Source organism: Tabrizicola sp. T46, from assembly GCF_057219895.1.
Genome location: NZ_JBXVVV010000002.1, coordinates 1 through 19,351, shown reverse-complemented (window position 1 = coordinate 19,351; position 19,351 = coordinate 1). Strand labels below are relative to the sequence as shown.

The 19,351-nt window shown below is 65.7% G+C and carries 20 protein-coding genes and 1 tRNA gene; 7 read left to right on the top strand and 14 right to left on the bottom strand.

Annotation, left to right across the window (positions count from 1 at the left end; translation table 11 throughout):
* Positions 1-360: 360 nt before the first annotated feature.
* Complete coding sequence (locus AC2D9V_RS07510) at positions 361-1,200, bottom strand: ParB/RepB/Spo0J family partition protein (RefSeq protein WP_484713444.1); 840 nt, start codon at positions 1,198-1,200, stop codon at positions 361-363.
* Between the two features lie 129 nt (positions 1,201-1,329).
* Between AC2D9V_RS07510 and AC2D9V_RS07505 the strand changes: the two genes are divergently transcribed.
* Positions 1,330-1,680: a hypothetical protein gene (locus AC2D9V_RS07505; RefSeq protein WP_484713443.1), complete on the top strand. Its 351-nt coding sequence runs from the start codon at positions 1,330-1,332 to the stop codon at positions 1,678-1,680.
* A 48-nt stretch (positions 1,681-1,728) separates the two neighbouring features.
* Here AC2D9V_RS07505 and AC2D9V_RS07500 read toward each other — a convergent pair whose 3' ends face one another.
* Complete coding sequence (locus AC2D9V_RS07500; RefSeq protein ID WP_484713442.1) at positions 1,729-2,151, bottom strand: DUF1489 family protein; 423 nt, start codon at positions 2,149-2,151, stop codon at positions 1,729-1,731.
* Between the two features lie 111 nt (positions 2,152-2,262).
* Between AC2D9V_RS07500 and AC2D9V_RS07495 the strand changes: the two genes are divergently transcribed.
* Positions 2,263-4,551, top strand: coding sequence for an adenosylcobalamin-dependent ribonucleoside-diphosphate reductase (locus AC2D9V_RS07495; RefSeq protein WP_484713441.1), 2,289 nt, complete (start codon positions 2,263-2,265; stop codon positions 4,549-4,551).
* Positions 4,552-4,665: 114 nt separating this feature from the next.
* The gene (locus AC2D9V_RS07490; protein ID WP_484713440.1) at positions 4,666-5,235 is read left to right on the top strand and encodes a hypothetical protein; all 570 of its coding nucleotides are present in this window, start codon (positions 4,666-4,668) and stop codon (positions 5,233-5,235) included.
* 79 nt (positions 5,236-5,314) lie between these two features.
* Here the strand turns inward: AC2D9V_RS07490 and AC2D9V_RS07485 are convergent, their stop codons facing one another.
* Genes AC2D9V_RS07485 through AC2D9V_RS07455 form a run of 7 tightly spaced genes read right to left on the bottom strand, consistent with a single transcriptional unit; the run spans position 5,315 to position 12,200 of the window.
* Positions 5,315-6,217, bottom strand: a complete 903-nt coding sequence (locus AC2D9V_RS07485) for an SMP-30/gluconolactonase/LRE family protein (protein ID WP_484713439.1) — start codon at positions 6,215-6,217, stop codon at positions 5,315-5,317.
* Positions 6,214-7,383 carry a mandelate racemase/muconate lactonizing enzyme family protein gene (locus AC2D9V_RS07480; RefSeq protein ID WP_484713438.1) on the bottom strand — a complete coding sequence of 390 codons (1,170 nt, stop codon included), beginning with the start codon at positions 7,381-7,383 and terminating at the stop codon, positions 6,214-6,216. The genes AC2D9V_RS07485 and AC2D9V_RS07480 overlap by 4 nt, the downstream gene beginning before the upstream one ends.
* 7 nt (positions 7,384-7,390) lie before the next feature.
* Positions 7,391-8,311 (bottom strand): aldose epimerase family protein, encoded by a 921-nt coding sequence (locus tag AC2D9V_RS07475; protein ID WP_484713437.1) that lies wholly within the window; start codon positions 8,309-8,311, stop codon positions 7,391-7,393.
* The gene (locus AC2D9V_RS07470; RefSeq protein ID WP_484713436.1) at positions 8,308-9,126 is read right to left on the bottom strand and encodes a carbohydrate ABC transporter permease; all 819 of its coding nucleotides are present in this window, start codon (positions 9,124-9,126) and stop codon (positions 8,308-8,310) included. Before AC2D9V_RS07470 ends, AC2D9V_RS07475 begins: the two co-directional genes overlap by 4 nt.
* A complete protein-coding gene (locus AC2D9V_RS07465; RefSeq protein ID WP_484713435.1) occupies positions 9,126-9,995 on the bottom strand; it encodes a carbohydrate ABC transporter permease in 870 nt (289 codons plus the stop codon). Before AC2D9V_RS07465 ends, AC2D9V_RS07470 begins: the two co-directional genes overlap by 1 nt.
* Before the next feature lie 53 nt (positions 9,996-10,048).
* Positions 10,049-11,398, bottom strand: a complete 1,350-nt coding sequence (locus AC2D9V_RS07460) for an ABC transporter substrate-binding protein (RefSeq protein ID WP_484713434.1) — start codon at positions 11,396-11,398, stop codon at positions 10,049-10,051.
* Positions 11,399-11,423: 25 nt separating this feature from the next.
* Positions 11,424-12,200, bottom strand: coding sequence for an SDR family NAD(P)-dependent oxidoreductase (locus AC2D9V_RS07455; RefSeq protein ID WP_484713433.1), 777 nt, complete (start codon positions 12,198-12,200; stop codon positions 11,424-11,426).
* A 148-nt stretch (positions 12,201-12,348) separates the two neighbouring features.
* On the opposite strand from AC2D9V_RS07455, the gene AC2D9V_RS07450 reads away from it, so the two are divergent.
* The gene (locus AC2D9V_RS07450; protein WP_484713432.1) at positions 12,349-13,089 is read left to right on the top strand and encodes an SDR family NAD(P)-dependent oxidoreductase; all 741 of its coding nucleotides are present in this window, start codon (positions 12,349-12,351) and stop codon (positions 13,087-13,089) included.
* Positions 13,086-13,886, top strand: a complete 801-nt coding sequence (locus AC2D9V_RS07445; RefSeq protein WP_484713431.1) for an IclR family transcriptional regulator — start codon at positions 13,086-13,088, stop codon at positions 13,884-13,886. The genes AC2D9V_RS07450 and AC2D9V_RS07445 overlap by 4 nt, the downstream gene beginning before the upstream one ends.
* A 56-nt stretch (positions 13,887-13,942) precedes the next feature.
* Here the strand turns inward: AC2D9V_RS07445 and AC2D9V_RS07440 are convergent, their stop codons facing one another.
* The 4 genes from AC2D9V_RS07440 to AC2D9V_RS07425 all read right to left on the bottom strand — a co-directional run bounded on the left by AC2D9V_RS07440 (position 13,943) and on the right by AC2D9V_RS07425 (position 17,081).
* Complete coding sequence (locus AC2D9V_RS07440) at positions 13,943-14,737, bottom strand: 3-methyl-2-oxobutanoate hydroxymethyltransferase (protein ID WP_484713430.1); 795 nt, start codon at positions 14,735-14,737, stop codon at positions 13,943-13,945.
* Positions 14,727-15,809, bottom strand: a complete 1,083-nt coding sequence (locus AC2D9V_RS07435; protein WP_484713429.1) for a cytochrome P450 — start codon at positions 15,807-15,809, stop codon at positions 14,727-14,729. Before AC2D9V_RS07435 ends, AC2D9V_RS07440 begins: the two co-directional genes overlap by 11 nt.
* A complete protein-coding gene (locus AC2D9V_RS07430) occupies positions 15,806-16,123 on the bottom strand; it encodes a 2Fe-2S iron-sulfur cluster-binding protein (RefSeq protein ID WP_484713428.1) in 318 nt (105 codons plus the stop codon). The genes AC2D9V_RS07435 and AC2D9V_RS07430 overlap by 4 nt, the downstream gene beginning before the upstream one ends.
* An 82-nt stretch (positions 16,124-16,205) precedes the next feature.
* Positions 16,206-17,081: an AraC family transcriptional regulator gene (locus tag AC2D9V_RS07425; RefSeq protein ID WP_484713427.1), complete on the bottom strand. Its 876-nt coding sequence runs from the start codon at positions 17,079-17,081 to the stop codon at positions 16,206-16,208.
* A gap of 64 nt (positions 17,082-17,145) precedes the next feature.
* Between AC2D9V_RS07425 and AC2D9V_RS07420 the strand changes: the two genes are divergently transcribed.
* A complete protein-coding gene (locus AC2D9V_RS07420) occupies positions 17,146-18,249 on the top strand; it encodes an ArsR/SmtB family transcription factor (protein WP_484713426.1) in 1,104 nt (367 codons plus the stop codon).
* A gap of 108 nt (positions 18,250-18,357) precedes the next feature.
* Positions 18,358-18,822, top strand: coding sequence for a hypothetical protein (locus tag AC2D9V_RS07415; protein ID WP_484713425.1), 465 nt, complete (start codon positions 18,358-18,360; stop codon positions 18,820-18,822).
* Between the two features lie 404 nt (positions 18,823-19,226).
* Here the strand turns inward: AC2D9V_RS07415 and AC2D9V_RS07410 are convergent.
* Positions 19,227-19,303 (bottom strand) — tRNA-Met (locus AC2D9V_RS07410).
* Positions 19,304-19,351: the final 48 nt, after the last annotated feature.

Sequence of the window (19,351 nt, the reverse complement as noted above, 5' to 3'; positions counted from 1 at the left end):
CAGTGGGTTGCGTGTGGGCGTTAGGGGTTTGTTAAGGCGTGTATAGAGCCAACTTCCACGCAGGCGATCCCTGGTCCTGCCAGTAAGGCCCTCCGCCGGTGCCTCCCAGTCACGGCTCGGAACTCTTGTCGGTTGGGACGGAGGTTGTGTCATCCCCGCGATAGCGGGGATCCAGCCCGGGCCGAAACGGTGGATCCCCGCTTGCGTGGGGATGACAGGCTGTGATGGCCGGGGCGCGGGGAGAGTCGGGCTGAAGCCCGACCTGCGGGGACGGGGTGGTTCGCTGCAGCGCACCCTACTGAGGGCGGTGGTGGGGTGGAACCCCAGCCTACGGGGGTCTTCGTCGGCGCGGGCCCCGACCTAAGGTTTGGCGAACCACTCTTCCACCTTGTCCATCACGTCGTCGGCGAGACCGCCTTTCCGGGCCTCGGGGCCGGTGAGGCGGAGGAGCCAGCCGGTGGGCGTTGGCTCGCGGGTGATGGTCAGGCCCTGGGGGAGCCTCAGAAACCGGCGGGGGCGGCAGGTGACGGGGTTGGTGGGTTCGCGCAGCACATCCTCCAAGACCGGGCGGAGGGCGGACCACTGGGTCGTCATTCCGGCCCCGGTGAGGGGCTCGAGGACGGCCGCCAGCAGGTCCTCATGCCCGGTGGAGAGCGCGGCGGCGATCATGTCGAGGTGGCGCGTCGGCATCTGGTGCGGCGTGGCGAGGAAGGGGCCGAGGTCCTGCACCACGCGGACATGCGCGCGGATGCGGTTGCGCGAGGTGCGGGAGAGCGCGGGGAAAAGGGCGGCGATGGCGGCGTCGGGGGTGTCGAAGTGACCTTCCTCGATCACGTTCAGGATGAGGACGGCCTTTTCCCAAGGCGAGACGGGTTCGCGCACCTCGTTCTCGGTCACCATGGCGGCGAGCGCGCTGGCAGTGCTGGGCGGAGAGCGGAGGAAGGCGGGGATCGTCGTGTGGCCCAGCCCCTCGCAGGCGGTCAGGCGGCGGAGGCCGGAGATCAGGCCATAGCGGAAGGGGCCGGTTTCGGGGTCGGGGTGGGGGGCGGCGAGGGGCCAGACCTCGATCGGCAGGCGGAGGCCTTCCAGCGCGATGGAGTACTGGAGTGCGTGGAGGGCGCCTTCGTCCAGGACGGTTCGGTCGCGCAGAAGGGCGTGGCGGTCGATCTCGGCCAGGGGGATGTGGTGGAGGGGGTCCATCGGCGGCTCATTTTTTCCCGGGCGAGGGTGCGGGAGAGAGGGTGAAGGCGGGGTAAGCCGGGCGTGCGCTGGACGGGCGCAAGCTGCGGATTATCTGGCGACGGGCAACCCACACAAGGAGTGAGACGAATGACCCGACTGTTCCCCGCGATGCTGGCCCTTGGCCTGTCGACTGCCGCAGCGATGGCGCAGGACCTGGCCACCGGCGCCGAGATCAGCGCGGCGATTGCCGGCAACACGGTGCAGGGCAGCATGACGGCCTCCGGCGCCTACACCGAGTTCTACGCGGCCGACGGCGCGATCAAGGGCGACGGCTATACCGGGACCTGGACGGTCGAGGGTGATGCCATGTGCTTCGACTATGGCGAGGGGAAGGACTGCTGGGGCGTCCGGATCGACGGCGAGGCGGTGACCTGGGTGAAGGACGGCGCGGACGGCGGGACGGGGACGATCGTCGCGGGGAACCCGAACAATTTCTGACGCCGGGCCGCCTGCGAATTTTCGTCGAAAGTTGGTGGGCCCGGGGGATCAGCGCAGGCCGATCTCGGCCAGGGCGAGGGCGAGGGCTTCGGGCAGGGGATCGTCCTTTGCCCGGGCCTTCGGCAGGTCGCGCGGGGCGTCCTTCGGTTCGAGGTAGCGCCAACCCTGGAAGGGGCGGCGGGGGGCCGGTTCGGTGCGGATGATGGCTGCATCGAGGATCAGGGCGCAGCGGGGGATGCCGTCGCCGAGGTTGACCTCCTTCAGGTCGAGGATGCGCTGGCGGCAGAGGACGAGGCCCTTGATGACCCAGTAAAGCGAGCCGCCGTCCAGCACCTCGGCCTCGCGTTTCGGCCACATGCGGGTGACGTGGATCGCCTGTCCGGTGGGCCAGTGCGGGCGCTGGCTGATCTGCCAGTCCTCGTGGTCCTCGACCGAGACGGAACCGACGGAGAGCTTCATGAGGTGGATCATGGGGGCGAAGATAGCCGGCGGCGGGGCGAGTGCAAGTTGACCCGGAGGGGGCATGGGCGTATCTTGTGGGTTCGCCCGGACTTATCCACAATTTGAAGGACAAATCGCCCGATGTCGCGATTCGACACCCCCATTGCCGAGCAGATCTGGGACATGAAGTACCGCCTGAAGGCAGCCGACGGCGCGCCGATTGACGGGACGGTCGAGGATACCTGGCGGCGGATCGCGCGGGCGCTGGCGGAGGTGGAGGCCGAGCCGGCGAAGTGGGAGGCGGAGTTCTATGCGGCGCTGGAAGGGTTCCGGTTCCTGCCGGCGGGGCGGATCACGGCGGGGGCGGGAACGGGGCGCAGCGTCACCCTCTTCAACTGCTTTGTCATGGGAACGATCCCCGACACGATGGAGGGCATCTTCACCGCGTTGAAGGAAGCCGCGCTGACGATGCAGCAGGGCGGCGGGATCGGGTACGACTTCTCGACCATCCGGCCGAAGGGGGCCGAGGTGAAAGGGGTGGCGGCGGATGCCTCGGGCCCCCTGTCGTTCATGGATGTCTGGGATGCGATGTGCCGGACGATCATGTCGGCGGGCAGCCGGCGCGGCGCGATGATGGCGACGATGCGCTGCGACCATCCGGATATCGAGGCCTTCATCGAGGCGAAGAAGGACCCGGCGCGCCTTCGGATGTTCAACCTTTCCGTCCTCGTGACCGATGCCTTCATGGCGGCGGTCAAGGCGGACGGCCCTTGGGAGCTGTCATTCGGCGGGAAGGTCTACAAGACGGTCGAGGCGCGGGACCTGTGGAACCGGATCATGCGGTCGACCTTCGACTATGCGGAACCCGGGGTGATCTTCATCGACCGGATCAACGCGATGAACAACCTTGGCTATGCCGAGACGATCGCCGCGACGAACCCCTGCGGCGAGCAGCCCCTGCCGCCCTATGGCGCCTGCCTGCTGGGCTCGATCAACCTTGCCACGCTGGTGACGGGGGCTTTCGAGCCGGGCGCTGCCTTGGACACCGGCGCGCTGGACCGGCTGGTCCGCGTCGCGGTGCGGATGATGGACAACGTTGTCGATGCCAGCCGCTTTCCCCTGCCCGAGCAGGCGGCGGAAGCGCAGGCCAAGCGGCGGATCGGGCTTGGCGTGACGGGGCTGGCCGATGCGCTGCTGATGGTCGGGCTGCGCTATGGGTCGGAAGAGGCGGCCAAGGTCACCGAGGGCTGGATGCATGCGATTGCGCGGGCGGCCTATCTCGCATCGGTCGATCTGGCGAAGGAGAAGGGGGCGTTTCCGCTGTTCGAGGCGGAGGGGTTCCTTGCATCGGGCAACATGCAGGGAATGGATGCGGACGTCCGCGAGGCGGTGCGGAAGCACGGCATCCGCAATGCGCTTCTGACCAGCATTGCGCCGACCGGGACGATCAGCCTTTACGCAGGGAACGTCTCCAGCGGGATCGAGCCGGTCTTTGCCTATGCCTATACGCGTAAGGTCCTGCAGCCGGATGGCAGCCGGACTGAAGAGGAAGTCGTCGACTACGCGGTGCGCCTCTGGCGCGAGAAGTTCGGCGACGCGCCCCTGCCCCCGCATTTCGTAAACGCCCAGACCCTGCCGCCGCTGGACCATGTGCGGATGCAGGCGGCGGCGCAAAGGTGGGTGGATTCCAGCATTTCGAAGACCATCAACTGCCCGGTCGACATCAGCTTTGACGCCTTCAAGGAGGTCTACATGGCCGCCTGGGACCAGGGCTGCAAGGGCTGCACGACCTACCGGCCGAACGAGGTGACGGGGTCGGTCCTGACGGTGTCCGAAACGTCCGAGAAGGCACCGGGGGAGGCCCCGGATCAGGTCCGGGGCGGGGTCGCGGGCGGGGGCGAGGTGGTCTACCTCTCTGAACCCTTGGACCGGCCTGCTGCACTTGAGGGGCAGACCTACAAGGTCAAGTGGCCGGGCTCGGAGCACGCGCTTTACATCACGATCAACGATATCGTGACGGCGGGGCACCGGCGGCCGTTCGAGGTGTTCATCAACTCGAAGAACATGGAGCATTTCGCCTGGACCGTGGCGCTGACCCGGATGATTTCAGCGGTGTTCCGGCGCGGCGGGGATATCTCGTTCGTCGTGGAGGAGCTGAAGGCCGTCTTCGACCCTCGCGGCGGGGCCTGGATGGAGGGGCGCTATATCCCGTCGATCCTGGCGGCCATCGGCGGGGTGATCGAGCGGCACCTGATCGACATCGGTTTCATCGAGGGCGAGGGGCTGGGGCTGAAGTCCGACCCCAAGGCCGAGGTGGTGCGGGTGGGCGAGGCCCCGAAGAAGGCCTGCCCGTCCTGCGGCAGCTATGACCTGCGGATGGTGGAAGGCTGCCTGACCTGCGGGTCCTGCGGGCATTCGAAGTGCGGGTGAGGGGTCGGCGGTCACTTGACCCTTCGAGCTGATCGGGTGAAGTTGCCGGCACTTACTGGATATGGGAATGCCTGTTGGCCCTACCGTGACCAATCTGCTGACAAGGCTGCCCCGATGATCCGCCGAAAGGTGCTTTTCCTTCTTGCCGCGACCCTGACGATAGGGGGTTGTGCCTATACGCCGACTGTCGAGCAGGAAAACATCGATGCCCTTGCGCAGGAGATCATGCGGCTTGGGCCGGAAGTGGACCCCGAAGAGGCGAGGCGCGCTGCCGACATATCGTTCAACTATTCGCTTCAGCTTGCCAAGGAATACGGCATTACCGACCTGCCGATCATCCACAATGAAAAGGTCCACCAGGGTCTGCGCAAGCGGGGCCTGTGCAACCATTGGGCCGAGGATCTGAGCAAGCGCCTGAAGCAGGAAGGGTTCCGCACCCTGGAGATCAAGCGGGCGATCTCGCCGCCAAGCGAATTCCGGATCATCCATCACACGGCGGTCATCACTAGGCCCGGCGACACAGTCTATGACGGTATCGTCGTCGACCCCTGGCGCAACGGTGGCAATCTGTTCTGGTCTCCGACCAGGGAAGACAAACGCTACAACTGGCGCCCGCGGGAGGAAGTGCTGCAGGAGCTTATTGCCAAGAGCGAGAGGAAGGCGGCGGGCAACAAGGACGAATGACGCGCGCGCCCGCGGCCGCGGCTTTGCCCGCGCCAAAGGCGGCACAGGGCGACCTGCAAACCCGAAGCGGATTGTGGCCTCAGCCGTTCCAATCGGAAGCGAGCGGTGGTTCGACAAGCCCGGGGACCGGTGAGCGGAAACCCAGGAGATCTCCATTCCAGCCTGCCGGACCCGGGTCTTCCTGCCCGGGGAACAGGGCGGCGGTCGTCACCACTGCCGAACGCATCGCTTCGCCCCCGAAGGCCAGGGAGGTCACGTTCCGCGCGGCAACCGGGATCGGCGGCAGGGCGGCACCGTCGGGCGCGTGGCGGCTGATGCGGAAGCCGTCCCAATGGCCCACGTAAAGCGTGCCTGCACTGTCGGTGGTCATGCCATCGGGATAGCCCTCCTCGTCTGCGAGCGACAGGAAGGTCTTTTGCGCCGTCGGTCTGCCCGCCGGGTCGAGCGCAAAGCGAAGGACCCGGCGGCCGAAGGTATCTGCGAAATAGGCAGCACTTCCGTCCGGCGCAAAGGCGGGGCCGTTCGAAACGGTGAAGCCGGCCGCGATCTCGGTCACCTGCCCCTGCGACAGACGCCAGAGCCGACCGATGGGAGCGGATTCTGCGGCGTCCGACGATCCGATCCAGAGCGCGCCGTGCCGGTCGACCTTGCCATCGTTGAAGATGGTGCCGGGAGGTAGGTCGATGGGGCAGGCCACAGGGCGGACCGTGCCGTTTGTGATGTCAAGCCGGTGAAACCCGCGCACCGAGACAAGAAGCGCTGCGTCTGCTGTCCAGCGGACGAGGCAGGCGAGATCCTCGGGAAGGTCGCGGGCGATCACCCGATCGGCTGCGGTCAGAGGATCGTAGAGATGGACGCTGCGGCCCTGGAGGTCCAGCCAGAGCCAGACGTTCCGGTCCGGGAGCCAAAGGGGCGACTCTCCGACCTTGGCACCGGTTGCCGCCAGCCGTTCGACCGGCCCCGGATTGGCCGGCCCAGTCATGCCCGACCCGTGGCGAAAAGGAGCTTGCCGCCGACCTTGATCTCGACCTCAACCGCGTAGTGGGTCAGCGCCTCGGGGTTGACCTCGATGCCCAGGCCTGGGGCGTCGGGCAGCCGGATGAGGCCGTCGGGTCCCGGGGCGATCCGGGTCAGGGTAAGGTCGCGGGCAAGAGGCTGCAGTCCGGTGGGGTATTCGCAGATGCGGTGGCTTTCCAGCCCCACGTAGGGTTGCAGCGAGGCGGACAGGGCAAGGTTCGAGGTGAAGGTGTGGTTGACATAGGTCACACCCGAGGCGGCGGCCTTCAACGCGACGCGCCGGGCGGGGCCGAGCCCGCCGATGCGCCCGGTATCGATCTGGACAAAGCCGGCGCGGCCGAAGTCGATGAGGTGCTCGGCCATGTCGGCGTTATGCGCGGCCTCACCCCCGGCAAGCGGGACGGGCGAACGGGCGGCCAGCGCGGCATAGGCGGCAAGGGCCGAACCGCCGAAGGGTTCTTCGAGCCATGCGGCGCGGGCGGCAGCGAGGGCGGGAAGGCGCAGGGCAGCGGCCTCGACATCCGCGCCGAAGATCTGGCCGGCGTCGATGAGAAGGATACCGTCCTCTCCCAGGCCTGCGCGGGCGGCTTCCAGATGACGGATGTCCTCGGCAAGGTCGAGGCCGAAGGGGGCCCAGCCGAACTTGGCCGCAGTAAAGCCCGCGGTGCGGATCGCCTTTGCCGCCGCGCCCGTTTCCTCGGGTGTCTGGCCGAAGAGGACGGAAGCGTAGGGCAGCTTCGGATGGGCCTTGTCCTGCCCCAGAAGTCGCCAGACGGGTTCCCCCCGCGCGCGGCCGAGGAGGTCCCACAGCGCTATCTCCACCCCCGACCAGGTGTGGGCGGCCTGCAGCAGGTCCATCGAGTTGTAGGCGACGTCATGCGCCATCGCCGCGATGTCTTCCGGTCCGTTCAGGCTGCGGCCCAGAACCGAGGCCCCGACCGGGCGGCAGGCGCCGTGCGACATTGGCGCGACCCAGGCGGCGATGGAGGCGAGGGGGGAGGCCTCGCACTCGCCCCAGCCGACATGGCCGCCCGCGCTGACGCGGACGACAAGGGCATCCTGGCTGCCGTCGGCGGCGGTGGTGACGGTGGGCATGGCGAGGTAGAAGAAGTCGACGGCGTCGATGCGCATGAGGGCCTCAGGAGGATACGGTCAGGGAAATCGTGGCGTGGCGGACCTCGCCCGGGGTGAGGGTGAGGACAGGACCGCCGGCGGCCCGGGCAGCGACAAGGCCCGTGGCGGGCCAGGTCGAGCAGGGCTCGATGGCGATCATGCGGGCCTGGCCGTTCCAGGGAGCGCCCCTCGTGCCGCCGGTTTCGACCCAGAGCCAGGCGAGGGGCCAGGGTTCGGCGGTCCAGTCAAGCCGGACAGTCAGGTCATCGGCGCGGGAAAGGCTGGCCCAGGGCGCGGGGCCGAGGTCGGCGAGGCAGGCGAGAAGCGAGGCTCCCTCGGGCGGGTGAGCGAGGTTCACGGGGCGCTCGCGGCCGGGAAGGATTGGCCAGGTCCCGGTCGCACCGGGCAGAAGGGGGCTTTCGGGCGGGATGAAATGGGCACAGGCGCGCAGCTGGCGGGCACTGGTGTCGAGTGTCACCGGCCCGTTCAACAGATCGCCCCCCAGTGTCACATGCTGGCCCCAGACGGTGGTGCAGGGGGCGTGTGCGGCGACAGTCTCGACGACGATCAGTCGGTTGCCCTCAAGCGCAAGCTGACGGGTCATCGAGACAGGCGCGGTCTCGAACCGGCGGCTCAGGATGAGGCCGTTCCAGGTCTCGGTCACCTGCCACTCGGCGATCGAACCCTCGCCGTGGAAGCCATGCCGAACGGTTCCATCCCGGCAAGCGTCGCCTGCGTTCGGGAACATCACCGGCCAGCCACCGGAGAAGCGGGTGAGCCAGGTGGCCTCATCGGGTGCAAAGTCCAGCGGTTCGGACAAGGTTTCCCAAGGCGTGCGGGCGAGGAGTTCGGCCCCGCTGGGCAGGTGACGGAGCGCGGTTATCGTGCCGCCAAGGCGTGGCGTTACGGTCGCGCGCAGGGTGCTGTTTTCGAGCACGACCGTCACTTGACCGCCCCCGCCATGAGACCGCGCACGAAATGGCGCTGAAAGGTCAGGTAGAGGATCAGCATCGGTGCGGCGGCCACGGCCATCCCGGCCATCGTCAGCGGGATCTGGTTGTTGTAGCGCCCCTGAAACACCGCGATTCCGGCCATCACCGTCTTTTTGGCGTCGTCCTGCAGGAAGATCACCGCCATCAGAAGGTCGTTCCAGACGAAAAGCGCATTCACGATGACCAGCGTGAGAAGGGGCGCGAGCGACAGGGGCAGGACGACGCGCAGGAGGATCTGAAGGTGGCCTGCCCCGTCCATCACGGCGGCGTCGATCAGTTCCTGTGGCAGAGTGCGGAAGAAGGTGACGAGCAGGTAGACCGAGAAGGGCGTGATCAGCCCGGCATAAATGAGGATCGCGCCGGTAAAGGTGCTGATCAGGCCAAGCTGCGTGTAAAGGACGAAAAGCGGCACGATCAGCACGACCGGCGGCACGGCCATCAGTGCGGTGGAGAGGGTGAAAATCGTGTCGCGGCCCCGGAACTCCATCCGCGCGATGGCATAGGCGGCGAGACAGGAGACCGCCAGCGACAGGGCGACCGAGCCTGCGACAAGGATCAGGCTGTTCAGCATCCAAAGGAAGATCGGCGTTTCGAACAGGATCTGGCGGAAATGGTCGAGCACCAGCCCATCCGGCAGGCCGGTCTTGTCGGCCTGATACTCCTCCTGCGACTTCAGCGCGGTGACCAGCATGTAGATGGTCGGAACCAATGCGATCGCTGAAGCGACCGTCAGCGCAAGATGCGGCAGCGGGCGTATCCGGGCGCGCATCAGTCGGCCTCCCTGCGGCGGACACGGAACAGCGCCCAGATGAGAAGGAGCGAGACGAGGAACAGCATCACGCTGACTGCCGCCGCTATGCCGGGCAAGCTGGTGCGGATCAGTGCGTTGAAGATGTAAAGCTCGATGACCATCGTTGCGGTGCCTGGCCCACCCCGCCCGCCCCCGATCACGTAGACATAGGAAAAGACGGCTGACAGCATAGTGATCGCGCTGATCACCACGAAAAACTCGATCACACCGCGCATCTGCGGGATCAGCACATACCAGGCCCGGTGCCACCATTTCGCCCCGTCCAGCCGCGCGGCCTCGATCAGGGTTTCGTCAAGCGCCATGAGGCGGGAGAGAAACAGGATCACCCCCAGCGCGGTTTCCCGCCAGAGGATCAGGCCCATGACGGTCCAGAGCGCGACATCTGCCGACCCGATCCAGTCCAGCACCAGAAAGTCCAGCGACAGTGCCGAGAGGACCGCGTTCACCGGGCCGGAGAACTGGAACATCTGCTTCATCACCACCGCGATGATCGGAATCGCGAGGATGTAAGGCAGGAACAGGATCGTGCGGTGGACGCGCCAGCCGGGGAGGCGTTCGTAGAGGAGGAGGGCTAGGGCCAGCGCGATGACGACCATCACCGGGATGACGAGGAAAAGCTGAAGGTTGTGGCGGACCGCCTCCCAGAACAGGGGCTGGCCCAGCACGAGCTCGTAGTTCCTCAGGCCGATCCACGGGCCGTCGATGCCGCGGACCTGCTTAAAGCTGAACTCGACCAGCCGGATCAGCGAAAGCCCGAAGACGAAGGTCAGAAGCGCGACCAGCGGCAGGAGGAAGAGATAGGGCAGAAGCGGAGAGTTGCGGCGCATCCGGGGCCTTCGGGCGAGGGCGGGCGCGGCAATGAGGCCGCGCCCGGAAGCGGTCAGCTGGCCGAAAGCTCTGCGGCCCAGGCCTGGTATTTCTCGACAAGGTCAGGGTTGAACGCGCGCCATTCCTGGGCGACCTGGGCCGCGAGTTCGCCCGCCTCTTCACCTGACATCCCGGCGGTGATGATGTTCTGGCCCGTCGGGATCGCCGCCTGTTCGTAGAACTGGCCGGGCATCAGGTTGGTGATGTTGGTGATCCGGTTTTCGGCCTTGCCCCATCTGGTCCACAGGTCCTTGACCGAGGGGTCGGCGATCACGCTGTCATCAAAGCCCGAAGCGGCGGGAATCCAGCCGGTGGCTTCCCAGAAGGAGGCGAGCTGTTCGGGCGCGTTCAGGAACTCCAGGAACCGTGCCGCGACGTCGGGAGCCTCGGACCCTGCGCTGATGCCAAGGCCCTGCATGTCCACTACAGGGCGGCCTGCAAGCTGCCCCTGACCGAAGACCGGAAGCGTCATGCAACCGATGCGGCCGTTCGTGGTCTTGGCATCCGCCGGCAGCCGCGTGCCGATCGAGGAGCAGATACCAAGCTGGCCGTTCACGCAGAGGTCGATCCCGGGGTACAGTCCAAGGCTTGCCATGTCCTTGTTCAGGAAGCCCGCATCGCGGAGCTCGGCAAGCTTTACCCAGTGTTGGTGGTAGCGCGGCTCGCGGAAGTCGAGATCGCCGATGAAGAGGTTCACCGCGTCGCCTACAGTGTCGAGGTTCTGCGACAGGGCGTGGGTCAGGTACCACTCGGCCCAGTAGCCGTCCTGCACGCCGCCGCCGAAGGGCTCGATCCCGGCGGTCTTCAGCGCCTCGCAGGCGGCAAGAAGTTCATCCCAGGTTGCGGGTGGCGCGTCGGCGTTCAGTCCGGCCTTCTCGAACAGGTCCTTGTTGTAATACCAGGGCATCGGCAGGGGATACCATCCCATGCGCCAGACCTTGCCGTCGAAACGCGAAAGCGGGCCATGGTTCGAAGCGGCAAGGATATCGGCATTCATCAGGTCGGACAGAGGGGCGAGATAACCCAGCCAGACGCTTTCCATATGGTAGATACCGTTCCAGAGATACTGGATGTCAGGTGCCTCGCCTGCCGCTGCGGCGGTCTGGAATTGTGAGATCACGACGGCTGTATCCTGCAGCATCGGGGTGATCTGGGCCTCGGTGAAGGCGGCGATGGCCTTGTCGAGATAGGCCTGAAGGCCGGGCAGTTCCTGCTCTCCCCACCACCACATGTCGAGCGCGGGCGTTTGCGCAAGGGCACGGCCGGCGAGACCGCCGCTGAAGGTGAGCGCGCCGAGGCCCGCCCCGGCCTGAAGGAAGCGGCGGCGGTCGAGACGGGTTGGAAGTCTTGCAAGCGTGGTCATGTCGTCCTCCCTTTATCTTTGCGAGCTAGAATGTTGCTGTCATGCCGCCGTCCACAGTCAGGACCTGACCCGTCATCCAGCGGCAAAGCGGTGAGGCCAGGAATACGACGGTTCCGGCGACGTCCGATGGTTCGCCCGCGCGGCGCAGCGGGATACGCCCGCGGTCGACATACCAGGCGCGGAATTCGGGCGTTTCGGTCTCGTCCACGCCATCGACCACGGACATCGGGGTGCGCAGGAAGCCCGGGGCAACGGCATTGACGAGAATGCCGTGAGGCGCAAGCTCTACCGCCATCGAGGTCGTAAGGCCGATGACCCCGGCCTTGGCCGCGTTGTAGGACCCGCACTTGCCCGAGGAAACGAAGCCCTGGACCGAGGAGATGTGAATGATCCGCCCTCCGCCGCGCTCGGCCATGTGCGGGGCGACAAGCTTGGACCCGCGCCAGACCGCTTCGAGGTTGACGGCGATGGTGCGGTCCCAGTCCTCTTGCGTGTCGTCGAGGATGCTGCGGGCAGGCGGATTGATCCCCGCATTGTTTACCAGCACATCGATCCCGCGGTGCCGGCCAAGGTCGGCCACCAGCGCGGCAAAGGCCTTGGCGTCGGTGACGTCGAGCGCATGGCCCTCGGCGCTTAGACCTTTCGCACGGATCGTTGCGGCAACCTCTGCGACCGTCGCGGCATTGCGGTCGACAAGCGTGACATGCGCGCCCTCAGCGGCCATTTCTTCCGCTATTGCCTGGCCCAGGCCCTGGCCCGCGCCGGTAACCAGACAGGAAAGGCCGGAAAGCAGCCCGCTCACGCAGGGCCTCGGCGGGATCGTGCGGAAAGGGTCTGGCGCGACATCCGATCCTCCCTGCCCCTATTCCGAAATTTCGGAATTGCGTCCGGGGTTTTGTACAGGTTAGGGTTGACCCTACCACGAGTCAAGCGGGCCGGAGGGCAGGCGAATGAACGGGACGGGTCTGGCAGGACGGGTCGCGGTGGTGACGGGAGGGGCACAGGGTATCGGCTTTGCGGTGGCCGAGAGGCTTGCCCGAGCAGGGGCGAAGGTGGCGATCTGGGACATGGACGCAGACCTTGCCCGGCAGGCGGCGCAGGCGCTTGACGGGCGGTCCTTCGCGGTAGACGTGGCCGATACGGCGGCGGTGGCGCAGGCGGCGGCGGCGACAGAGGCGGCGCTGGGCCAGGTGGGCGTCCTCGTCACCTCGGCGGGGATTGCGGGGTCGAACGGACCAGTCGTGGCCTATGACCCTGCCGAATGGCGGCAGATCATCGAGATCAACCTGACCGGCACCTTCAACTGCTGCCGGTCGATCCTGCCGCAGATGCAGGCTCAGGGATACGGTCGGGTCGTCACCGTCGCCTCGATCGCGGGGAAGGAGGGGAACCCGAACGCAGCGGCCTATTCGGCATCGAAGGCCGGGGTAATCGCGCTGACGAAGTCGCTGGGCAAGGAACATGCCGGGCAGAACATCGCGGTGAACTGCGTCACTCCGGCGGCAGCCAAGACCCGGATCTTCGACCAGATGGCGCAGACCCATATCGAATACATGCTTTCGAAGATCCCGCGCGGCCGGTTTCTGAAGGTCGAGGAAGCGGCAGCAATGATCACCTGGCTGTGCTCGGAGGAGAACAGCTTCACCACCGGCGCGGTCTTCGATCTCTCCGGCGGCCGGGCGACGTATTGACCGCCCGGGCCAATCCGGCCGGGACCGCCCCCAGCGGCTCGGGTGCGCGCAGCCTGCGCCGAGCCGTTGCCATGCTGTCCCTGATCCACGGCCGCGGTCAGCCGCAGAGTGTCGCCGAGATGGCCACCGCCCTTTCGATCCCGAAGTCGACAGCCTATGACCTGTTGAACGCCATGCTGCATGAAGGCCTGCTCACCCCCGCAGGAGATGGCACGCGGTTTGCGCTGGGCCATCGGCTGCACGAACTTGGGGCCGGGTACCGCGCGCAGATCGACATCCTGCGGGTTGGCGGGCAGATCGTGCGCGCCTTGCGCGATCAGACCGGCGAAACGGTGCAGCTCTCGGCCATGGAAGGCCCGCTGATGCACGTGCTTCTCAAGGAAGAAGGCGTGCGCGCGGTGCGCATCATCTCGAATACCGGCTCGCGGGTTCCGGTGAACTGGGCCGCAGCAGGACGCCTGCTGGTCTCTGACCTTGACGACGTCGGATTGCGCCGGCTTCTGGAGGCGACGGTAGCCCCTTCCCCCACCGGCCGGGCGGAAACGGACGTCGATCGCCTGATGGCCGAAATCAGAGCGTGCCGTCGTGCGGGCTTTGCCATCGAGATCGGCGAGACCAACGAACATGCCGGCTGCATCGCCGCGCCGGTTCTGGACGCAGAAGGCAAAGTCATGGCCGCGATCAGCCTTGCCGCGCCCGAGCAGCGCCTCAGCTCGCCCGACCATCGCTTGCTGGTTGCCGCCGTCCGGGAGGCGGCCGCCGACCTGGGGGCCGCACTTCTTTCAAGCAAGGCCTGACCGGGGGCTGCACCCGAAACAGCAAGGTCAGACCGAAAACCGCGTTTCACATCCGGTCACTCCCGCAAGGCAGACTTCAACCACTCTGCAAAGCGGGCCATTTCGTTGGCACTGGCTGCGACGGTTTCGGCATCGGCGGGATAGGTGCCCGAGAGGGCGGCATCGCGAAAGGCGGCGAAGGCCGCAATGCGGCGGGTTTGAAGGCGGGAATACTCGGCAGCAAAGTCGTCGAAGGCACGTGCGTGGCGCGGGCGAAAACCCGGCTCTCCCAGAATATCGCAGCCGAACAGGTATTGCACATCCGCCCCCGGCCCCGACCCGATCGAGACCGTCGTCAGGCGGGTCGCCGACGTGATCAGCGCAGTTACCGGCGCGGCAAGGCACTCAAGCTCGACCATCGCGGCACCGGCATCCTCAAAGGCCTTGACCGCACGGAACACCTGCTGCGCCTCGGCAGCAGTCTTGCCAAAGCCTCGCATCCCCGTCAGCCGCGCCTTCTGCGGCACCAGTCCGGCATGGGCGCAGACCGGGATGCCTTCGCGCGCCAGAGCCTCGATGAAATGCGGTGACAGCGAGCAGTAGACGGAGTCAGCCCCCATATCCAAGGCTTCGAAGGCCTGCCGCAATGCGTCGGACCGGCTGGCGGCCTGACCATGCACCAGCGACAGGCAGAGATGGGTGCCTTGCGCAGCGCGCCGGATCTCGGACCAGCGCGACTTCTCTCCATTCACGATGATGTCGATGCCGCCGGCAGCCTCGGCTGCGGCAGCCTGGTCGGCGCCGTTCACGTTGATCTGTATCAGCTGGCGCTGACCCTTCAGCGCACGGATGTGATGTGCCTCAAGTTTCATGGAAACGAACCCTGAGCTTTTCGAAGTCGAGCCCCGGCGGCACGGAGTCCACCGGCTCTAGTCGCGCGACACGACTTGCCAGGGTTCGGAGCACAGTGCGCGAAAGCAGGCGCGCATGAGCCGAGCCGAGGCAGCTGTGCGGCCCGCTGCCGAAGCCGACATGCGGATTGGGGCTGCGGTCCATGACGATGCGATCAGGGTCGGAGAACACACTCGGGTCGCGGTTCGCATCGGCAAAGCACAGCGCCACACGCTGACCGGCCGCCACGGGGACGCCGTCGATCTCGGTCGGCCGGGAGCAGATGCGACCGAGGTATGGCAAAGGCGAGAGGTATCGGACCAGCTCCTCGGTAAGCGTCGTGGCAAGGCCCGGCTCGGCCCTGAGTGCGGACAGAGCCCCTGGGTTCCCGGCAAGATAGGCGATGCCGCCCGAGATCAGCCGGATCACCGTGTCGCGTCCCCCCGCAAAGACCAGATGAGCAAAGCCCATCTCCATGTCATGCGACAGCGGGGTACCGTCGAGGGTTGCCTTTCGCAACACGGCAAAGAGACTTCCCGGCCATTCCTGCGGCGCACGCTCCAGCCTGTCGGCGATGTAGTCCACCAGCCGGCGTGCGCGTGCAAGGTCATAGCCCGTCTCGGCGCGGAAAGCATGCAAGCCCCAGCCAACCCAGAGATCCGCTTCCTCTGCCGGCATGCCCAGCAGATGGGTCAACGCGCGCGACTGCAGCGGCAGGGCAAATCCTTCGACAACCTCGACATCGGGCTTTGCCAGGGCTTCGGTCACCATCCCTTCGATCAGTTCGGAAATCCGGGCGGCATAATCAGGATCGAAGGGTTGATTGAAAGTCGCCTGAACAAGGGCGCGATAGGCGGTGTGCTGTGGCGGGTCGGCCTCGATGGGATACTGGCGGAACGTGCGCGTCTGGTCCTCTGCCGGGATCTGGATGCGGCCAAGCGCGTCATTGCTGAACTGCTGCCAGTCCCTGGCGATCTGGCGCAGACTGCGATAGGCACGGACATGGACGATTTCGTCCCCGTCCTCTGCATTGCGCTCGACGGTCGTGGTCATGCGATCACCCTGGGAACAACGAAGAGCGTGCCGTCGGGCACATCGGCGACCCTGATCTGACAGGACAGGCGGCTGGATGGGGCCGCGCTGTCTTCGAATTCAAGGATGTTCGCCTCGGCCTGCGTGGCCGTCCCAAGCGCGGCAAGTGCCGCAGGGGACAGGTGGACATGACAGGTTCCGCAGGCGCAGGCACCACCGCATTCGCCGACAATCCCGGGAACACCAGCGGCACGAGCCGCCTCCATCACCGTTCCGCCGTGCGCGGTCAGGGTCCTGAGCTGCCCATCCCCAAGCTTGAATGTGAACGTCGCCAACCTCTGTCTCCCGTGTCGTGATGCCGGGACAGGATATCGGCTCGGTCGCGTTTGGCGAACGAGAGCTTCTTTTCCGCTGCGGTCAATTTCTTTTCCCGTCTTGATCATGGTCCGATCTTCCCAGGCCGCGGTTGCGGAAGGTTCTGGGGTTCAGACCGAAGCGTTCGGCAAAGGCAGTCGAGAAATGCGCAGCCGACGAGAAGCCGACGCAGTAGGCGACCTGCGAGACAGGATCCTGACCGGTCAGGAGATGCCGGGCGGCGACGTTCAGCCGGTGCATCTGGACATAGGCCGCATAACCCATGCCGACCCGCGCCTTGAACAGGCGCGAGAAATGGGCATCGCTGACCCGCGCGCGCCGGGCAGCCGCCGCAAGCCTGGGGGCCCCGCGCGGGTCGGCATGGATCAGCCGAAGAGCATCCTGCAGGGGCCCTGACAGAGGTTGGACCTCCGGGATGCAGTTGGCCGGCTCCGGACGTGCCGCGGCCAGAGTGACGAGGATCAGAACCAGCACCTGCTGCGCTTCCAGCGCGCGATCGGACCGTGTGGAAATCGCACACAGCCAGTCGCACAGGAAATCGATGCGCGCCGCGGTTTCGGGGTCGGGCGACAGGATCAGCGGGCGCGCTGCCGCCAGAAGCGGTGCCCGCGGCAGAAGCGGCTCGATCAGGAAAGGCTCGAACTGCAGAAGGACCCAGTCGCGCGGACCGGTGCCGGTTTCGAAGGAATGGACCTGCATTGAGGGCAGCAGAACAGCCTGGCGGTCCTGCAACGGATAGCTGGTGCCATCCAGCACCACCGCCCCTTCCACCCTGCGGAACCAGACAAGTTCAGTCTGCGGATGGAAATGAACCGGCGCACCCCGTCTGTCGGCTCCGGCTTCCAGCCGGACCACTTCGGCAAAGAGAAACGTGTTTGCCCGGCCGCGGATCAGTTCGAAGCTGGGCGAGACATCCATCCGGCAAGTCTCCCGTGGTCAGGGGCGCAGAGTTCTGGCGGGGTAGAAAGGGCTGCATACTGCCTTGGATACGCAGCCGTGGCGCAAGGTCAATTCTGCTTCTTGCGCGCCAGCAGAACACATTCTTCTGCGTGCTGGATTGTTTCGTTGGGCCTTGCCGTGGGAAAAGCCACTGTCGTCGTTCAACTTTATTTGCATCGATGATCCTGATACTAAAGGGTCAGGCTGGAACAGTGATGTCATGACAAACCAGATTCTCGTCATCGATCCCCTTGAGCGCCAGGACATTTTGCGCAGTCTTGCCAGCGAAGTCCGGGCGAGGATTCTTGAGCATCTGACACGTCGCGGACCCCGCAATGTCAATCAGATCTCGGAGGATCTCGACCTTCCGCAGTCGACTGTATCGTCGAACATCCAGATCCTGGTCGATGCCGGACTGGTGCAGACGAGGTCGGAAAAGGGCCGAAAAGGCAGCCAGAAAATCTGCCTTTCGACCTTCACCGAGCTCTTGATTGCCTTCAAGGACCCTCCGTCTGCGCAACTTTCGGATGCGATCGAAGTGTCCATGCCCATCGGGCTCTACACGCGCTGCGAAGTTTCGGCGCCGTGCGGTCTGTGCTCGCCCGATGGTGTGATCGGGCTTCTGGACGTGCCGGACACCTTTCTTGATCCAGACCGGATGCGCGCTGGATTGCTGTGGTTTACCAGAGGCTTCGTCGAGTACCAGTTCCCCAATAACGCCAAGCTGGCCGGAACGGCTGTGCGAGCGGTAGAGCTGACCCTTGAGATCTCGTCCGAAGTTCCCGGGACCTCGAAGGACTGGCCGTCGGACATCACCATTGCGATCAATGGCCATGAGATCGGGACCTGGACGTCGCCTGGTGACAACGGCGACAAGCGGGGAAACTATACGCCGGACTGGTGGAAACTGGCGGGGTCGCAGTATGGCGATCTGAAGCGCTGGGAGGTGACCGCAGACGGGACCTTCCTGGATGGGCAGCGGATTTCGAACTGCGCTCTGTCAGACCTCGAGCTGAGCGACCACCGCTCCATCCGGGTGCGGATTGGCGTGAAGGAAGATGCGCGTCACCCCGGGGGGCTCAACATCTTCGGTCGGGGTTTCGGCAACCACGACAGTGACATCACGCTTCGCCTGATGCGCGGCTGAAACCCTACACCATTTCGCTTGACGGACTTTCACATCGCGGCGAACTATACCGGAAAAACTGGTATGGACCGGATAGGCGGATTCGCATCATCCGGCCGGGAGGGAAGAATGAAGGCAAAGGTCACGGCGCATAGCGCCTATACGATCGCGGATATCGACAAGCGGCTATACGGCTCGTTCCTCGAACACCTGGGCCGCGCAGTCTATACCGGAATTTACGAACCGGGCCATCCGACAGCCGACGCCGAAGGGATGCGTCGGGACGTGATCGATCTTGTCCGTGCCCTCGACACCCCGATCTGCCGCTATCCGGGCGGCAACTTCGTCTCCGCCTATAACTGGGAGGATGGCATCGGCCCAAAGGACCAGCGTCCGAAACGCCTCGACCTCGCCTGGCGCACGACCGAGACCAACCAGGTTGGGATCCACGAATTCGCCGACTGGGCCGAGAAGGCCGGGACCGACATGATGCTGGCAGTCAACCTCGGGTCTCGCGGTCTGGACGAAGCGCGGGCCTTTGTCGAATACGTCAACCATAAGGGTGGGACGTATTGGTCTACCACCTCCACCTGATGGACCTTGCGGCCAGGACGCTTCGGAGCCTTCGCGGTCGGGCCGAGAAGGGGTTTTCGTCGGCGAACGCCCATGAGCAGGTGGTGGGCGGTCGCCCAATAGCGACGCGGAACTCACCACCGGTGCAACCGTCCTGTTTCGGCTTTGACGATCAATGAGTCTGGAGCTTGGATCAGAGGCGGGACGAGATCACGAGGCGCTTTCCCATCTGCGGATCAGCCTTCGTCCCGTTTGAACGCAGTCTCCTGCGGTTTTCGCGCGTTCCTGATCCTGATTGGCCACTATCCCACTGGAATCGCACGCGGAATTCGTCCGCTTGTTGACCTATTGTTGACCTGCGCGCAGCGCAGAAAAAAGCCGCCCGGGAGGGCGGCCGCTAACCTGTTGAGGCTATTCGTAAAACCTGGTTGCGGGGGCAGGATTTGAACCTGCGGCCTTCAGGTTATGAGCCTGACGAGCTACCGGGCTGCTCCACCCCGCGACGCTTGGCCTGTTCGGCCTGGTCGAGTTGCGGCCCTGGTGGGTCGCG

Bases quoted from the DNA above. Each gene is read 5' to 3' on its own strand.
- AC2D9V_RS07460 (WP_484713434.1), bottom strand. From the start codon at position 11,398: ATGACCACGCTTGCAAGACTTCCAACCCGTCTCGACCGCCGCCGCTTC.
- AC2D9V_RS07450 (WP_484713432.1), top strand. From the start codon at position 12,349: ATGAACGGGACGGGTCTGGCAGGACGGGTCGCGGTGGTGACGGGAGGG.
- AC2D9V_RS07495 (WP_484713441.1), top strand. From the start codon at position 2,263: ATGTCGCGATTCGACACCCCCATTGCCGAGCAGATCTGGGACATGAAG.
- AC2D9V_RS07480 (WP_484713438.1), bottom strand. From the start codon at position 7,383: ATGCGCATCGACGCCGTCGACTTCTTCTACCTCGCCATGCCCACCGTC.
- AC2D9V_RS07490 (WP_484713440.1), top strand. From the start codon at position 4,666: ATGATCCGCCGAAAGGTGCTTTTCCTTCTTGCCGCGACCCTGACGATA.
- AC2D9V_RS07440 (WP_484713430.1), bottom strand. From the start codon at position 14,737: ATGAAACTTGAGGCACATCACATCCGTGCGCTGAAGGGTCAGCGCCAG.
- AC2D9V_RS07415 (WP_484713425.1), top strand. From the start codon at position 18,358: ATGAAGGCAAAGGTCACGGCGCATAGCGCCTATACGATCGCGGATATC.
- AC2D9V_RS07510 (WP_484713444.1), bottom strand. From the start codon at position 1,200: ATGGACCCCCTCCACCACATCCCCCTGGCCGAGATCGACCGCCACGCC.
- AC2D9V_RS07505 (WP_484713443.1), top strand. From the start codon at position 1,330: ATGACCCGACTGTTCCCCGCGATGCTGGCCCTTGGCCTGTCGACTGCC.
- AC2D9V_RS07485 (WP_484713439.1), bottom strand. From the start codon at position 6,217: ATGACTGGGCCGGCCAATCCGGGGCCGGTCGAACGGCTGGCGGCAACC.
- AC2D9V_RS07470 (WP_484713436.1), bottom strand. From the start codon at position 9,126: ATGCGCGCCCGGATACGCCCGCTGCCGCATCTTGCGCTGACGGTCGCT.
- AC2D9V_RS07435 (WP_484713429.1), bottom strand. From the start codon at position 15,809: ATGACCACGACCGTCGAGCGCAATGCAGAGGACGGGGACGAAATCGTC.
- AC2D9V_RS07465 (WP_484713435.1), bottom strand. From the start codon at position 9,995: ATGCGCCGCAACTCTCCGCTTCTGCCCTATCTCTTCCTCCTGCCGCTG.
- AC2D9V_RS07425 (WP_484713427.1), bottom strand. From the start codon at position 17,081: ATGGATGTCTCGCCCAGCTTCGAACTGATCCGCGGCCGGGCAAACACG.
- AC2D9V_RS07500 (WP_484713442.1), bottom strand. From the start codon at position 2,151: ATGATCCACCTCATGAAGCTCTCCGTCGGTTCCGTCTCGGTCGAGGAC.